Source organism: Adlercreutzia muris (genome assembly GCF_008831045.1).
Classification (GTDB): Bacteria; Actinomycetota; Coriobacteriia; order Coriobacteriales; family Eggerthellaceae; genus Adlercreutzia; species Adlercreutzia muris.
Genome location: NZ_WAJS01000008.1, coordinates 1 through 16,803 on the forward strand (window position 1 = coordinate 1; position 16,803 = coordinate 16,803).

General features: G+C 60.3%; 12 protein-coding genes. 2 read left to right on the forward strand and 10 right to left on the reverse strand.

Going from position 1 to position 16,803, the window contains the following annotated elements:
- Window positions 1-323 precede the first annotated feature (323 nt).
- Entirely contained in the window at window positions 324-1,250 is a 927-nt protein-coding gene (locus F8D48_RS03525) for a site-specific integrase (RefSeq protein ID WP_136433586.1), read from the forward strand.
- Here the strand turns inward: F8D48_RS03525 and F8D48_RS03530 are convergent.
- Complete coding sequence (locus F8D48_RS03530) at window positions 1,236-1,787, reverse strand: restriction endonuclease subunit S (RefSeq protein WP_151429982.1); 552 nt, start codon at window positions 1,785-1,787, stop codon at window positions 1,236-1,238. The genes F8D48_RS03525 and F8D48_RS03530 overlap by 15 nt on opposite strands.
- Here F8D48_RS03530 and F8D48_RS03535 point away from each other — a divergent pair.
- Window positions 1,772-2,341, forward strand: coding sequence for a restriction endonuclease subunit S (locus tag F8D48_RS03535; RefSeq protein ID WP_151430030.1), 570 nt, complete (start codon window positions 1,772-1,774; stop codon window positions 2,339-2,341). The two genes, F8D48_RS03530 and F8D48_RS03535, sit on opposite strands and share 16 nt — an antisense overlap.
- On the opposite strand, the gene F8D48_RS03540 is transcribed toward F8D48_RS03535, so the two are convergent.
- From F8D48_RS03540 to F8D48_RS03580, 9 genes are all read right to left on the reverse strand, one after another.
- Complete coding sequence (locus tag F8D48_RS03540) at window positions 2,313-5,555, reverse strand: type I restriction endonuclease subunit R, EcoR124 family (protein WP_151429983.1); 3,243 nt, start codon at window positions 5,553-5,555, stop codon at window positions 2,313-2,315. The two genes, F8D48_RS03535 and F8D48_RS03540, sit on opposite strands and share 29 nt — an antisense overlap.
- 29 nt (window positions 5,556-5,584) lie before the next feature.
- Complete coding sequence (locus F8D48_RS03545) at window positions 5,585-6,235, reverse strand: Fic/DOC family protein (protein WP_151429984.1); 651 nt, start codon at window positions 6,233-6,235, stop codon at window positions 5,585-5,587.
- The gene (locus F8D48_RS03550; protein ID WP_135971683.1) at window positions 6,225-6,410 is read right to left on the reverse strand and encodes an antitoxin VbhA family protein; all 186 of its coding nucleotides are present in this window, start codon (window positions 6,408-6,410) and stop codon (window positions 6,225-6,227) included. The genes F8D48_RS03545 and F8D48_RS03550 overlap by 11 nt, the downstream gene beginning before the upstream one ends.
- Window positions 6,411-6,438: 28 nt before the next feature.
- Window positions 6,439-7,659 carry a restriction endonuclease subunit S gene (locus F8D48_RS03555; protein ID WP_151429985.1) on the reverse strand — a complete coding sequence of 407 codons (1,221 nt, stop codon included), beginning with the start codon at window positions 7,657-7,659 and terminating at the stop codon, window positions 6,439-6,441.
- 1 nt (window position 7,660) lies between these two features.
- A complete protein-coding gene (locus tag F8D48_RS03560) occupies window positions 7,661-10,165 on the reverse strand; it encodes a type I restriction-modification system subunit M (protein WP_151429986.1) in 2,505 nt (834 codons plus the stop codon).
- Window positions 10,166-10,309: 144 nt separating this feature from the next.
- On the reverse strand, window positions 10,310-12,946 hold the full coding sequence (gene alaS / locus F8D48_RS03565) for an alanine--tRNA ligase (RefSeq protein ID WP_151429987.1): 2,637 nt from the start codon (window positions 12,944-12,946) through the stop codon (window positions 10,310-10,312).
- A 61-nt stretch (window positions 12,947-13,007) separates the two neighbouring features.
- The gene (locus F8D48_RS03570) at window positions 13,008-14,384 is read right to left on the reverse strand and encodes an AI-2E family transporter (protein ID WP_151429988.1); all 1,377 of its coding nucleotides are present in this window, start codon (window positions 14,382-14,384) and stop codon (window positions 13,008-13,010) included.
- 24 nt (window positions 14,385-14,408) lie between these two features.
- Window positions 14,409-15,257, reverse strand: a complete 849-nt coding sequence (locus F8D48_RS03575; protein ID WP_151429989.1) for a DUF948 domain-containing protein — start codon at window positions 15,255-15,257, stop codon at window positions 14,409-14,411.
- Between the two features lie 150 nt (window positions 15,258-15,407).
- Entirely contained in the window at window positions 15,408-16,718 is a 1,311-nt protein-coding gene (locus F8D48_RS03580) for a replication-associated recombination protein A (RefSeq protein WP_151429990.1), read from the reverse strand.
- Window positions 16,719-16,803 lie beyond the last annotated feature (85 nt).

The window sequence follows — 16,803 nt, forward strand, 5'->3', positions numbered from 1 at the left end:
GGTATGATCGCGCATGGAGGGTCCTTCCTCTCCGTCTCCGGCCTAGACAACCCGAGAGGATACAGGAGGGGCCCTCTTCCTGTGGCACAGGGGAGCGACCCGGAATCCGGACAAAGTTAACTCACACCGTGCGCGGCGCCGTCGCAGGCGCCTTCCGTAATTTCGCCGCCATCATACCACGCACCCGCTGCGGCAGGCCCGCATCCCACGCAATCAGCAAGCCCGAAGCCATTGCGCGTCCATGCCCCCTTCGCCTATGCTCGTAAAACCTTCGTCAGCGTGAGCAATCCAAACGAACCCCGAAACGAAGATAGGAGAAGGCCATGATCAACGCGATGACACCCCAGCACACCTTCTGCGATTACTATCGACAATGGGTTGCCATGTACAAGGAGGGCGCCGTGCGCGATGTGACACTCAGCAAATACCACCTCACCTGCGCATGGCTGCAAAAGCTCATCCCTCTGCTCACCCTGGCAGAGCTCAACCGAATCACCTACCAGCAGCTTCTCAACGACTACGCCCAAAGCCACGAGCGGCAAACCACGATGGATTTCCACCACCAACTTAAAGGCGCCGTCCTCGACGCCGTGGACGAGGGCCTTGTCGACAGAGATCCGACACGAAAGGCCATCATCAAGGGCAAGACCCCGCGCGCCAAGAAGCAGAAATACCTGAACCAGTTCGAACTCCACCGCTTGCTCAACGATCTCAACCTCGGGGCGGACATCTCATGGGATTGGCTTATCCTGCTCATCGCCAAAACAGGGCTGCGGTTCTCGGAGGCCATCGCGCTTACCCCCGCCGACTTCGAATTCGGAAGGCAGGTGGTGTCGGTGAGCAAAACCTGGGACTATAAGAGCGGAGGCGGCTTCGTGCCCACGAAAAACCGTTCGTCAGTTCGCAAGGTGCAACTCGATTGGCAGCTCGTCATTCAGTTTTCGGAACTCACCAAGTCGCTTCCCCCCGATGAGCCCATCTTCGTGAACGGGAAGGTCTACAACTCGACTGCCAATGACGTGCTAGAGCGCCACTGCAGGCATGCGGAAATACCCGTGATATCCGTGCACGGTCTGCGCCATACGCACGCGTCGCTCCTGCTGTTCGCCGGCGTATCCATCGCGAGTGTTGCCAAGAGACTGGGGCATGCCAGCATGAACACGACGCAAAAAACCTACCTGCACATCATCCAAGAACTTGAGAACCAGGATGTCGACCTTGTAATGCGCTCCATTTCAAGTCTCATCTAGATCGGCGAAACGCTCACGCTGATGAAGGGTGATGAGCGAGTCGAGGTTACGGAAGAGGGAGCCTATTTTTTCTTGTTCTATTTTGCCCGGAACAGGAACGCTAAATTTTGAAAACTTTGATATCCAATGTCGTTCGTGACCTTGCGGCGTGTAGTTTATCTTCCCCAACGTATGGAAGATAAACCGAAAGTCATCCTCCTTGTCCCTTGGACTCAAAAGTTTCATCGCTGAACTCTTCACTTTAAATGGGAATTCAACAAAATGAGATGAGGTGGTGAAGTCATCGAAAATAACAACGGGGCTATCTTCGCTGGCAATCTTTATTCCATATTCCTCATCGGTATATCCCAAAATGAAGCGCTGTCCAGCTGTAAGCACGGGGGTTCCGGGGTTACCGCTGTATTCAGTGCTTTCAACAATGTAAGGCTGCGGCTGCTCGTATGTCAAAAGCTCCCCCAACCTACGCTGTTCCCAATCATTAGCAAGCGCCTGTTGGATTGATACAAAACTCGAGCATGAAGATGCCGGGGGGGGGATTCACGACAGCTTGGGAACAGCGTAAGCTGGGGGAGTTGTATAAGCCTGTCTACGAGAAAAATGATTTGAGCTTCGAGACCGACAAAATCATCTCCGTTGCGGCAATGAGGTTCAACCCGGAGGCTGTGGTCTCGGATCGGGAATATCTTCGGACGTACAATGTGATGCGCGTCGGAGATATTGCCTTCGAGGGCCATTCGAACAAAGAGTTCTCGCATGGCAGATTCGTAGAGAATGTCATCGGCGACGGTATTGTTTCCCATATCTTTATCGTGTTCAGGCCAAACACATCATACGACTTGTGGTATTGGAAATACGCCATAAACAACGAGAGATTGATGCGGAGCGCACTGGTCAGGTCTACGAAAGCGTCAACTATGATGCACGATCTTGTAGCCAATGATTTTCTATCCGAGTCAATTCCCGTCCCCTCGCTTTCCGAGCAACACAAGATCGGCGCGCTCTTCGCCAGGCTCGACTCGCTCATCACCCTTCATCAGCGTGAGGAGGCAGGCAGTGAAAATCCTACAAGTCGAAGCCTCCTTCCAAGATGAAGCGACGGAGCAGGCTATCGGCGCGCATCTTCACCTTGAACGCGGGAATAGAAGCGCCCTCGAGTGCAGACAGATACTCGCGCGCTCGCGCTAAATCCACGGTATCCATGAGCTTGTCGAAGCGGCCGAATTCGTTCAAGCCCTCCTCATCAGGCCCTGCGGCAAGAAGCTCCGCGAGCTGCGCCACATTCACGCCCAGGAAGTCTCCGGCACGCGCGATGCGCTCGTCTTGGGCATGGCGCTGATACTCGGTGATGTAGTCGCGGAACGTCTTGGTAGAGTCCACGAACACATCGCCACTCTGCACGTCGTGAATGAACAGGTTGGCATACTTCTGCTCTTCCTGACTCAGCGTGGCGAAGGTTTTGTGCAACGCCGCCAGGGCCGCCTCGGTGGCCGCCGCATCCGCACCCTCCAAATCAAGCTGCTTGAGCCACTTGGAGAAGTTCGCGTTCATGTAGTCCTGGTCGATCTTCGTGGTGTCGATATCCATCAAGTAACCGCTGATGTCATAGGGGATATCGGCTCCTCCGCGCTCCCGCCCCTCACCGGCCGGCAGCTCCTTGTAGCGCTGGGCCAGCGTGAGGTAATCGGTCTCATCGAAACGCACCGATATAATCTCGCGATTCTCAACCAGCTCCGCCCCGACATTTTCCATCACATCGGAAATTGCCGCCGCCAGTTCCTCGACCACGTCCTCCCCCACCGGGAAGTCGTAATCCGACTCGTCCCACGTAAACCCCTGCACCTTTGCCGCTTCTACCAGCAAGTCGAATTCGCGGAAGAGCTTGGCGAACTTGGCCTTGGCGGCGCCATTCTCAGGCAGATGCAGAAAACCTTCCACTCCCCCATCGTGGAATACCGAGGAAATCTCATCGAAGACGCTGTTCAGCGCTAACAGATTCTCCCGCAGTTTCGGTACGAACAGGCCGAAGGGCTTGTCGCCCGAATACAAGCTGATAGCCTCCTCGATATATTTGCGCATCGTATGGGGCCGACGATAGTAGCGAATAACGCCGAACGGCTTCTCGTTCTCGTTGAACAGGCGATTCGTGCGGCTGAACGCTTGGATAATCATCTCATAGCGCAGGATCTTATCCAGATACAGGGCATTGATCCACTTCGAGTCGAAGCCGGTCAGCATCTGGTCCACCACAATGAGAATATCGAGCCGCTCCTCGGGCTTCTTCTCGATGCCCAGATAGGGCCGTTTGTGAGCCAGCCGGTTGGACACATCGGTCTTGAAAGCCGGCCACGTGCCTAGCGTGAATTCCTTGCCGTAGCGCTCGTTGTAATCGCCGATTATCTCCTCAAGCGCATCCTGCTTGATGAGTGCCTTATCGATGCGCTCCTGCTCGTTATCGATCGAGGGATCAACCAGAACCGTCACGCTCAGGGGCAATTTGTCCTGCTCCTTGAACAGGTGGTAGTAGTCGATGGCCTCGGGAATGGAATGGGTGGCGAACACCGCATGGAACTTCCCCATGCGGCTGAGCGTCGGCCAGTGCTTCAAAATGTCGGCCACCACCTGGCGCTGGTGCTCCGTCACCTCCGCCTGGCCGGCCGTGCCGTACTGCGATTCCGCCACCATGCTCTCGATGCCGTGGCACCGCTCACCCCGATCATTCTCGTAAGGGGCCATGGGCATGTCCATGACCTGGTAGTATACCCGCTCGCGCCGCGGATCGCCCATCACCTCTTCAATACTGCGGGCCTTGGCCTCGTCCAGCGCCACCGCTTGTCGCAAATCGAACTCCGGATAGGTGGCTACCGGGTACGTGTCGAACCCGAGCACGTTCCCGTCCCGAATGCCGTCGGCGATGCTGTAGCGGTGCAGCTCGTCGCCGAACACATCGGTGGTCGTGCTCAGCTTTTTGCGATTCTCCTCGTGTATCGGCGTGCCCGTGAAACCGAACAGCACCGCCGAGGGAAACACTCGCCGGATGGTCTCCATGTTCTTGCCGAATGTCGAGCGATGGCACTCGTCCACAATGAACACCATACGCTTCTTCCGAATCGCCTCCAGGTCTGCCGCGCTCATGGCGTCCTCATCGATGTTGCCCATCTTCTGAATAGACGTCACGATGAGTGTGTCAGAAGGATCGGAGCTCTTCAGCTTCGCTTTCAGCACATCGGTGCTCTCGGTCTGCTGCACCGCCTCGGTGGCGCTGGCGAACGACCGGTACTGCTCCAGCGACTGCGTTCCCAGCTCGATGCGGTCTACCAGGAACACCACCTTGTCGGCGTCTTTGGAATTGGCAATCAGCTGCGCGCACTTGAAGCTGGTCATGGTCTTGCCACTGCCGGTGGTATGCCACACATAACCGCCTTTGAGCCCCTTGGCGCCCCACAGCTTGTCCCGATCGATCTTCGTCACGCGATCGGAGATGCGACTGGCCGCGAAGTACTGGTAGCTGCGCATGACCTTCAGAACGCCGTCGGAGTCGTCGGCCACGGTGTAGTAGCCGATGAGCTGGTGTGCCATGGGTATGCTCAGCAGCAGCTTCACCACATCGAGCCAGTGGTTCACCGGTTCGTTGTTGAAGTTCGCCCAATGGAACTGGAATTTCTCGTTGAACGTGCCGTCAGGACCCGGATTGGCGAAGTACTTCGTCTCCTCCGGCGTCATGGCCACGAATATCTGCACGAGCGAGAACAGCCTCGTGAACACCCCTTCATGGGCATATTTGCGAATCTGCCCCGCTGCCTCGCTCACGGGCACACCGCTCTTCTTCAGCTCGAGGTGGAAAAGGGGCATTCCGTTGATGAGCAGCATGAGATCGCCCCTGCGGTCGTGGCCCAGCTTCGACTTTGAGGGAAACACCGGTTGCTGGGCTATCTGGTAGCGGCTCGATCCGCCGGCGATCTCATCGCGATGGAATATCTTCAAAGCCACATCGCGGCCCTCGTGCAACTTATCGTCGGGGTTATCGCGCTTAATGACGATCTCCTTGCCGTTGATGAGCTCGTTGATGGCCACGGGGGTGCGCTTGGCCACCACCTGTTCGATTATCTGCTGCATTTCGGTCGGCGTCAGAGGTACGTTGTTCAAGCAGTCGCGATGCTTGTTGTTCTCGTACAGGATAGACGCCCAGTTATCAATAAGGTCCTGCTCGGTGGGATAGTGCAACACACCGCCAGCGTCGTCCCATCCATAGGACTTCAAACCGTCGATGACCGCTTCCTCAAAAGCCGCTTCGCTATCGAACACCATCAGCTGCTCCTTCCACAGCTCTCATAGAGCTATCTCCCCTTGATCTTAAGCAGATCTTGATTCAGTGGCGTTGCGGGATCGCAGGGCGATGCAATACGCCGAAACATATCCACAAGACCTCCGAGCTCCAAATCCTCCGCAGCGGCCCTGCTGGCCTCGTCATTCTCCTCGCCGGTCACCTGGCACCAGTCCAGGTCGTAGCCTGCATTGTGGCAAAGAATCGTCCAGAACAAACGCTGCGTCCTCCCGTTTCCCTCGCGAAACGGGTGAATGAAGTTGTAGTTGTCGAAATGGTAGGCCAAACGCTGGGCGAACTGGGCCTGCGAAAGACCTTCAAGCATCTGGTCTTTGCGCAGCTCTTCCTGCGCCCACTGGAAACCCATGGGAATATTAGGCGACGGAAGAAAAAACTCGGACCCCTCGCCGCTCTTCCGGATTTCTACCGTGCGTGGGCGTCCCGCCCAGTCATAGATATCCTGGAAGAGATGCTGGTGAATCTTCCGGAAATCCTTCATTGACCCCGTGGGCTTCAGAGACAATTGCTCTAAAAACTCGCCGGTGCGCAAAGCGATGAACTCACCTTCGGCATTGCGGAGCTCATCGTAGCTTGTAGCGCCGACGAGATTGCGCAAGACACCCGTTGCAGGATCGACGTAAGGGTCAACGAATTTATGCTCCATGAGCAGGCGCTTTCTTGCGCGTCGACCAGCGGCGCTTCGTGCGCGTCATAAGCTCCTCGATGGAGATATCGCCAGCGACATACTCATCGGCATCCTCGCGGAATTCGGCCGACACATAGGCTCCCTCCATCTCACCAGAATGGATGGCCTCCTTTATAACGCGCTCACGATCCATGGCAAACTCCTAACCGAGGACAACAGTATTAAACGAACATCTTCTCGAGGCAAGCCTGCTTGAGGTTTTTCAGAATTTCCAACTCACGCTGATGAAGGGTGATGAGCGAGTCGAGTAAATCGAAAAAGCTTCCGATGGCGTGCTGCTCTCCAGTCGAGGGCATTGCAATTCGGCTCTTCAAGAGCTTGTCGAAGAAGAAATAGAGGCGCACGCCGCCTTCCTGCAATGCTTCGATCTGCTTGGCAAAAAGAGCCGTTTTGAACCAGTGCCACAAAAACCTATCGTCGCATGTCTCATCGGAGCGAAACACTTCGTAGAGTGAGCTAATAATGACATTCTCCCTGGTAGAAAGATAACCGATGGAGCCAACATTGATTCTCGCAGGATTGTAGGCGAACGAGCCAGGCTCGACGATCCAGTAGGCAGTTTTGTCCGCTTCTGCCATTGTGCCGCCGTTTTCGAACTGCTCACTCTGCGGCACGAAGCCAGAGGTATTTGAAACCGAATAGCTTTCAAAGTCGAGATTGTCCGCATTGCGCAAACCTGATGCGTGAATAAATTCGTCAAACGCACGCTGTTCCCAAGGATCAGTGAAACCCTCGAAACGAATCTCGGGAACGTTCTCCCCCTCTCGAGGGAACATCTTTTCAAGCAGTGATTGTTTTACTGTTTTGAGCTTATCTACCTTACGCTGATGAAGGGTGATGAGCGAGTCGAGCTTTTGGAAGAAAAGGCCGATGCGGGATTGTTCGGGTACTGTCGGAGCCGGCATCGATTCCTTGAGAAAATCCGCTGCAACTAAATTATGCATCATAGTAGACGCTTTTGTGGAGCGAACTAATATTGCGCCCATTACTCGCTCATTGTTGATGGCGTATTTCCAATAAGCAAGATCGTACTGGGTTTTCGGGCGGAAAACATCGAACACATGAGACACAATGCCTGGTCCAATATCATTTTCAACAAATCTGCCGTGGGCGAAATGCTTGCTGCGATTTCCTTCAAAGGCGATGTCTCCAAGATCCATCACATTGTAGGTTTCGAGATAGCCTTCCGCTAATTCCCGATCTGCAGGACTAAATCGCATATTTGCAACAGAGATAATACTCTCACCTCCGTATTCGCCGCTGTTCTTTCGTCCGGCCTTTTCGTACAACTCCCCCAGCTTACGCTGTTCCCAAGGATCGGAGAATCCCTCGAAGCGGAGGGCGGGAACGGAGTCGTTTTCGCACTTACGCTGGTCGGCCATGCTACTCACCGCCCAAAAGCTTACGCAGCTCGGCGATGCCCAGCATGTCGAACTCGTCTCCAACCAACTGGCCGAGCATCTCGTTCAATTCGCGTTCGGCATCGCTGATCTGCCCGGCAATATCCGCATAGGTGTCTTGATATTTCTCCTGCAAAGCTTCGATCTTCTTCACCAGGCGATCAATGGACTGCTGCGGCAGCGTCATCAGCCCACCCATAAGAGGATCGACCCATTTGCGCTCAAGCAACTCGTACACCTGCTCATCGGTAAGAGACTCCACCAATGTACGCGTGGCGTCTTCCAACGCTTCCGTCCGCTCCTTCACTGCCTTCTTCAGCGACTTTTGGCGTTTGGTCGCCTCGGCAAGCAGCTGCTGCCTCTCCTCGATCTCCTCGTCAGTCAAATCGCACGAAGCCTCTTCCCCATCGCCGTCATCCTCCGGGGGAAGCTCCTCCTTCAGGCTGTCGCACTCCCCTGACACGCGGATCAGTTCGTCCTGCACCGTCCGAAGGGCTGACAGCTCGTCGGAAAGCAGCGCCTCCTGCACCAAGCCGAAGGGCAGCACATGCCCCTTCCAGCCGTCCTGCACCTCGACGTCCTTCCCGCCCTTCTTCTTCAGCACCATAAGCGGATCAACGCGGCGGGTCGCATCGAACCCCTCGGTCTGCAGCATTTCCAAATCGGCGGAGATGCCCTCCCATGCATTATCGAGTACCTGATAGGCCTCGTATTTATCCACCAGGGAGAAGTCGCTCACGCGCTGGAAAATATCACTCGCGACAGACTCCTCCTCGCCTAACGAGTCCACCGCATCCCATCGGCCAATCAAATCGCTCACGAGTTTGCGGCGCAGACCCGAGAATGCATCCTGATACCGCTTGATATAAGAGCGCACGGCTTCGTTGCACGCCACCGCTTCCGACAGATTGTCAACCCGCAGAGAGGCCGCATGATCGTTCCCGGAAGCAAACAGGGCATCGTGCAGCCCGGGAAGCGCCTGCCACCACGTATCGAGCGCATCTATCTCGGCACGCGGAATTCCCCCGAACATCGTCGAGTACAGATCCCACGTCTCCGTAGGCTCCGACGAGTCCACATAGCGGGGAATATTCAAGTTGTAGTCGTTGGCGCGAATCTCTTCCTTCCCGACGAGGCGCGAGAAACCCTCCACGGTCTGGCGAGCGTCGACCACATCTACAATACGGCGAATGTCGGAGGCGCGCAGGCGGTTGCTCTTCCCCGCTTTCTCGAAGCCCTTCGAGGCGTCCACGATGAGCACGTCGCTTTCCGTGCGCTTCTGCCGCAACACCATAATGATGGTGGGGATACCCGTGCCGAAGAAGATATTCGCCGGCAAGCCGATGATGGCCGCAATCTTGTCGTTCTCGATGAGGTTGCGGCGGATGTTGCCTTCCTCGCCGCCACGGAAGAGCACCCCGTGGGGCAATACGATGCACATAATGCCCGAGGGCTTCAGATGGTATAAGTCGTGTAGCAGGAAGGCGTAGTCGGCCTTGGAGCGCGGCGCGATACCGTAGGCGAAGCGGATGTCAGCATCCTTCCCCTCCGGCTCCCAGCGCTGCGAGTACGGAGGATTTGAGACGACGGCATCCACATAGAGCGGGTCGTAGGTGCCGCTGGGATCCGAATCATCGAAATAGGGCCAGTCCTCTTCCAGCGTGTCGCCGTTGCGCACAAAGAGGTTCGAGGGCTTGATGCCGCGCATGACCAAGTTCATGCGGGTCAGGTTGAACGTGGACTGATTCAGCTCCTGCGCATAGTAGATGATACCGTCCTCGTTGCCCATACGGCGTTTCACGGCCTCGCCGATGGTGATGAGAAGCGAACCCGATCCGCTGGTGGGATCGTAAATGCGAATCTCGTCTTGGTTGCGCAGATGATCGGCCACGATTTCTGACATGAGCTCGGACACCTCGTGGGGCGTGTAGAACTCGCCGGCCTTCTTGCCCGCGCTTGAAGCGAATTTGGAGATGAGGTCCTCGTAGATGTAGCCGAGCACATCGTAGTCTTGGCGGGTGTGCATGGGAATGGTCTGCACAAGATGGATAAGATCACGCACCGAGCGCGTCTGGGACGTGGCATCGCCCAGCTTGCTCAAGCCCGTCTGTAAAGTAACGAACACATCCTTGAACACCTTCTGATAGGTGGGGCTCACCAGGCGGCTGAATGCCGAAAGCGCCTCGTAGACCTGCGATATGGCGAAGTCGTTGCCCGCGGCAACCCACGTGGAGAAAAGGTTCTTGTAGTCGATGAAGTAGCCGAGACGGCGCTGAGCATAGCCGACGGTTTCCTCGTCCTCTTCGGTCAACTGCTCCATGTCGGCCGCCGTCATGCCCTCGGCGAGAAAGAACTGCTCCTCTTTCTCGGACAGGTACTTGTAGAAGATGAAGCCGAGGATGAAGTCCTTGTACTCGCTTGCATCCACCTTGCCGCGCATGCGGTTGGCAGATTCCCAGATTTTCGCGGCGAGCTGTTGCTTGTTCATAGAAGCGTCCCTTTCGATGCGAGCACAGATCGTTTCATTATAACGAACGCGGTAGTACAGCGTGAGCCACAAGAGGGCCAGCCAACAAAGAGGGGCGACCGCAGCCGCCCCTCGGGGTGATAACTTTGCGTGGCGCGAAGAGCCCTACAGCACCATGTTGCGGGCGATCTCCAGAGCCTCATCGATGCCCTCGGCGTTCTTGCCGCCGGCCTGGGCCATGGCGGGCTTGCCGCCGCCACCACCCTGGACTGCCGGGCCCATGGCCTTGATGAGCGCGCCGGCGTCGAAGCCCGCGGCCACGGCCTCGTCGGTGCCGGCCGCCAACAGCAGGGGCTTGCCGTCCTTCACGCCCGCCACCACGATCGCTCCGGGCGCCCCCATGCGGCTCTTGAGCACATCCCACAGATTACGCAGCTGACCGCCGTCGCGCACCTCGGTCCGCGCGATGATGACGGGGTAGCCGGCCGGGGCCATCTGCACCTGGGCGAGCAGCTCGTTGAACACATCGCCGCCCACCATCTCCTTAGCGCGCTTGGCCTTGGTGCGGAAGTCCTTCAGGACCTTCTGGTCAGCGGCCACGCGCTCGGACACGTCGAAGGGGGGCACGCGCAAGATGGCCGCGGTCTCCTTCAGCTCGGCCTCCACCTTGTTCACGTAGGCGAGCGCCCCGAAGCTCGTCACGGCCTCGATGCGGCGCACATTGGCGCCCACGGAGGACTCGCTCGTGATCTTCAAGAAGCCGATCTCGGCAGTATTGCCTACATGGCAGCCGCCGCACAGCTCGCGGGACGCCTCGCCGGCCTCCACGACGCGCACGACCTCGCCGTACTTCTCGCCGAACAGCCCCGTGATGCCGGCGGCGCGGGCCTCTTCCAGGGAGGTCTCGTAAATCGTGGTAGGCACGGCGGCCATGATGTGGTCGTTGGCCTCGCGCTCCACCTCGGCCAGCTGCTCGGTCGTGCAGGCCTCGAAGTGGGTGAAGTCGAAGCGCAGGCGGTCGGGGCCCACATAGGAGCCGGCCTGCTTCACGTGATCGCCCAGCACGCGGCGCAGGGCGGCGTGCAGGATGTGCGTGGCGGTGTGGTTGCGCTCGATGGCGGCGCGGCGATTGGCATCCACGCGGGCCACCACCGTATCGCCCACGGCCAGGGCGCCCTCGTCCACGCGCACCGCGTGCACGAACAGCCCCGCCTCGGGAGCGCGGGTGTCCAGCACGGCTACGCGGCCGGCACCGTTCTCCATGAGGCCGGTGTCGCCCACCTCGCCGCCCATCTCGGCATAGAAGGGGGTGGCGGCCAGAAGCGCCTCGCCGGTCTCGCCAGCGGCCAACCCGTCCACCCGCTCGCCGTCGCGCACGAGGGCGACCACACGCGTCTCGGCGGCCGTGGCGTCGTAGCCGATGAAGGCCGTGGGACCCAGCTCGCGCAGCAGGTCGGCGTACACGCCGCCGTAGGTGGACCAGGCGGCCTCGGCGTCCTTGGCACCGGCTGCGCGAGCGCGCTCGCGCTGGGCGGCCATGGAGCGCTCGAAGCCCTCCATGTCCACCTTCACGCCGCGGCCCTCGGCAATCTCCTGAGTCACTTCCACGGGGAAGCCGTAGGTGTCGTGCAGGGTGAAGGCCTCCTCGCCGGAAAGCGTGTCGCCCGCAAGCTTGCCCAGGGCCTCTTCCAGGTAGGCCTGGCCCTGGCGCAGGGTGGCGCCGAAGCGATCCTCCTCGGCCATGATGAGGCCGCGCTCCAGCTCGCGGTTCTCTACGATCTCGGGGTATACATCTCCCATGAGGCGCACGATCTCGTCCACGTACTCGTTGAGGAAGTGGCCCTCGATGCCGATGAGCTGGGCCTTCATGATGGCGCGGCGCAGCAGGCGGCGCAGCACGTAGCCGCGGCCCTCGTTGCCCGGCAGGATGCCGTCGGCGATCATGAAGGTGACCGAGCGAGAATGGTCGGCGATGATGCGCAGGGCCAGATCCACCTCGGCATCCTCCCCGTAGGTGCGGCCGGACAAACGCTCGCCCACGGCCACGAGGCTGCGCAGCACGTCGGTCTCGTAGTTGGACTGCACCCCCTGCATGATGGCGGCCATGCGCTCCAGGCCCATGCCCGTGTCGATGTTCTTCTTGGGCAGGGGGGCAAGCGTGCCGTCCTCCTGGCCGTCGTACTGGGTGAACACGCAGTTCCAGAACTCCAGGAAGCGGTCGCAGTCGCAGCCCGGCGCGCAGTCGGGGCTGCCGCAGCCGAAGTCAGGACCCTGGTCGAAGTAGATCTCCGAGCAGGGGCCGCAGGGGCCCGTGGGACCGGCGCGCCAGAAGTTGTCGTCCTCGCCGAGGCGGGAGATATGGTCATCGGGCACACCCAGGTTCTTCCAGATCTCGATGGTCTCGTCGTCGTCCTCGAACACGGTGAAGTACAGACGCTCGGGAGGCAGTCCTAGCACGTTCACGGAGAAGTCGTAGGCCCAGGCGCACATCTCCTCTTTGAAGTACTCGCCGAAGGAGAAGTTGCCGAGCATCTCGAAGAAGCTCAGGTGGCGCCCCGTGGTGCCGATGATGTCGATATCGTTGGTGCGCACGCACTTCTGCACGCTGGTGGTGCCGATATAGGGCGCCTCCAGCTGCTTCTGCTGCAGGAAGTAGGGCTTGAACTGTACCATGCCCGCACTCGTCAGCAGAAGCGACGGGTCATCGGGAATGAGGGAGGAAGAGGGCACGAGCTTGCAGCCCTTCTCCTGGAAGTAGGCGAGGTACTTCTCGCGGATTTCCGCGGTGGTCATGTACTGCATAGGTATCCTGTCCGTCCTTTACGGCATGTCGAAAATATCCAACCGAGCATTATAGTACAAGTTACCTGCGGCCGTCGTCCTCATCGTGGGAGTGGCGCGGGGTGATGCGGCCGTGGCGCTGCATATGCAGCTTCGGAAGACGCCCCGATATTCCGGGCATGTTCTCCAGGCGAATGGGCCGCAACGTGCCCGTGGTGCCGGGGGCCGTGGCGTCGGCGATGGGGTTCACCTCCTCGGCATTGGCCGGCGTGCCCTTGAAGAACACGCCGTCCTCGGCCACGAGATGACGGCCGGTGCGCTTCTCGAAGTAGTACACGAACACCGACTTGGCCACCGCCACGAGCGGGATGGAGGCGAGCATGCCTACGAGCGAGCCGAGCAGGCCGCTCATGGCCCCGCCCAGAGCGGAGCCCACCATGAGGGCGAACAGGGTGAGGGCCGGGTGGATGTCCACGGAGTTCGCCATGATCTTCGGAGAGATGAAGGTGTAGACGAGCTGCTGGATGACAATGGTGCCGATCAGCGCGATGGCAGCGGTCATGGGGCCGGAGAAGATGGCCACGATGGCCGCGAGCGCGCCGCCGATCCAGGGACCGATGATGGGGATGATGTTCATGACGCCGGTGATGAGGCCGAGCACGGCGGCGTTGGGCACGCCGATGAAGCCGAACAGCACGCCGCAGCCCACGCCGATGATGGCGCATTGGAACAGCGTCCCCTTGATGTAGCCGCCCATGACGCGGGTGAAGGTGGCGTGGAAGAACTCGGCGTCCCCCGCGTGCTTGGGACCGATGAGGCGCCGGGTCTCCCGGCCGATGGCCGGCAGCTCCATGAGCACCCAGAAGGCGATGACGAGGCCGAAGCCGAAGGCCATGAGCCCGTTGGCGAGCGTGGTGCCGAAGGCCACCACGCCATTGGCGCTGCCCTGGGCAATGCCGGCGGCCCAGGATGCCGCCGCCTTCTGGGCCTCGGCGATGAGGCTCTTCACCGTGTCGTCCTCGAAGACCGGCGCATAGCGGACATAGATGTCGTTGCCCCAGGCGATGACCGCGTCCACGTAGTGGGGCATGCTGGTGAGCAAGTCGTTGAACTGGGCGTTCAGGCCGAACATAGGAGAGAACAGCAAGAAGCCCACTACCGCGATCACGAGCGCCATGACCACGTAGGCCACCGTGGTGCCGATGGCGCGGTTCACGTGGACGCGCTCGAGGCCGTTCACGATGCCCCGCAGGCAGAACACGATGATGAGCGTCCAGATGAGGATGGCCACGGGCACCGACAGGATGCCCATGAGCCATACGATACCTCCGAGCAGCCCGATGGCGGCGATGACCGACCACAGGTCGAGGAAGCGGATGCGGGCCTTGGCCTGACGCGCCGTCAGGCTGCGATCGGCCGCGGCACGGGGATTGTTGTCGGCGGGTACCTCGGTGCTCATAGACAGCTCCTTGAAGAGCGCAGGCTACTGGACAGAATAGGGATCGCGGCCAACCGGCGCCGCCGGGGCGTCGGCCGCAGCGGCGTTGGGGGACACCGCGCGAGCATGGTCGCCCGCAGGCTCGGTGTCGGCGCCGGCGGCGTCCACCGCGGCGTTGGCGAGCGCGGCGGCGGTATCGGTCAACTGGCTCTCGAAGGCCTCGGAGCGGGAGGCGCGGGAGGCGGCCTCGGCCTTGCGAGCCGCATGGCGGGCCTTCTGCTCGGATACCACGGCACTGGCTGCATCGCCCACGGCGCTCACAGCGTCGGCGACGGTGGCGGAACGCCCGGCCTCAGGGACCGCCGGACCGCCGCCGAGGCGCACCGACTCATCGGAGGCGTAGCGGGGCTTGAACTTGCTGCGCAGCTTGCCCGTGAGGGTGTTCACGAGATCGATGGGGGCGCTCGTCACCGTATCGACAGCGCCGGCGGCCTTGGAGACGGAATCGGTGATCTGAGTCACGTCCTCCAGGATCTGATCGACCCGCATGAGCTCCAAATTCGCCGCATCCACCGTGAGAGACAGGCGCTCCACGAGGGGATCGACCCGGCCCACGGCCGGACGGGCCTCCTCAGCCAGGGCGTTCGCCTTCTCCATGAGGGGCGTGACCTGCTCGACGATGAGGGTGTTGACGCTGCCGACGAGGGGCTCCACCTGGGCCGTGACCTTCTCCACATGCTGCAAGGTGGGCACCAGTTCCTCGTGGGCGTCGTCGATGGTGGCCCGGGTCGAGCGAATGGTGAGGGCGAGCTCCACGACGAACCAGACGAGCACGGCGCCTACGAGCACGTAGACGACGGGCAGCGCGATATCCACAAGAGCGGCGAATTCCATGATGAGCCTCCTTATAATTCCGAAGACCAAACTATACTATTACCGCGCTCATTCTAATAAGGCTCCCGGCCCATTCCACAGAAGGCTCCCACACAGTAGCCATTCCGTAAACGGATGGAGACACCGCGTCAATCGCGCCCGCTGCAGGGCCTACTGGCCGCGATCCCGAGCGGCGGCGTCGATGCGCCAGGCCTCCCAGCCCCGTTCGCTCGGCTGGTAGAAGCAGCCGCGCTCCAAGCCATCGGGCAGATACCGCTGATCAACCCAACCGCCAGGATAGCTGTGCGGATATTGGTACTTCCCGTAATGCTCCGAACCGGGACGGTGCCGGTCGCGCAGGTAGTCGGGCACTTTGCGGGCAGGACCATGGCGCACCTCCGAGAGCGCCGCGTCGATGGCGGCCTCGGCGGCATTGGATTTGGGGGCCAGGGCCAGGTAGATGGCGGCCTGGGCCAGGTTGATGCGGCATTCGGGATACCCGATGACCTCGGCGGCGCGGAAGGCGGCCTCGGCCACGAGCAGGGCCTGGGGGTCGGCGTTGCCGATATCCTCCGAGGCGGCGATGAACATGCGGCGGGCGATGAACTTCGGGTCCTCTCCCCCGTCGATCATGCGGGCGAGCCAGTACACCGCGGCATCGGGATCGCTGCCGCGCATGGACTTGATGAACGCCGAGATGATGTCGTAGTGCATGTCCTTGTTCTTGTCGTAGGGCAGCGCCCGATGGGGTGTGGCGGCCCGCACCATGGCCTCGGTAACGGCGACCGGGGCCTCAAGGGTGCCTGGGGCCACCATGTCGGCCGCCAGCTCCAAGGTGGTGAGAGCCCCGCGCCCATCGCCCCCGGCCAGGGTGACGATGGCGTCGCGGGCGGCATCCTCCAGAACATAGAGGCCCGCCAGCCCCCGCTCGTCGGCCACGGCCCGACCCACGAGCTCGGCGACCTCGTCGTCGGACAGGGAGTGCAGCTCCACTACCCGAGAGCGGGAGATGAGGGCCGAGTTCACCTCGAAGAAGGGGTTCTCGGTCGTGGCCCCCACGAGCACGAGCAGCCGGTCCTCCACGGCGTGGAGCAGCGCATCCTGCTGGCTGCGGTTGAAGCGGTGGATCTCGTCCACGAACAGGATAGTGCGCAGGCCGCCCATGAGCAGTCGCTTCTCCGCCGCGTCTATCTCGCGGCGCAGGTCGGAGACGGTGCCCCCGATGGCCGAGACCTCCACGAACGTGGCGCGGGTGGACTCGGCGATGACATGGGCGAGCGAGGTCTTCCCCGTGCCGGCGGGGCCGAAGAGGATAACCGAGCTGAGGCTGTCGTTCTCGATGGCGGCCCGAAGCCAGCTGCCCTCGCCCACGGCCTCGCCCTGGCCCACCACCTCATCGAGGGTGCGAGGGCGCATGCGCACGGCTAGGGGAGCCACCGTGGCCCGCCGATCGTTCTCCATAGCTGTAAATAAAGTATCCATGGGCCTATCCTACCACGGCTCCGCCCAAATGGTCACGAGAAATCGAACAAATGTTTACCTTTAGAACCGAGGGAGCGGGCGTGGG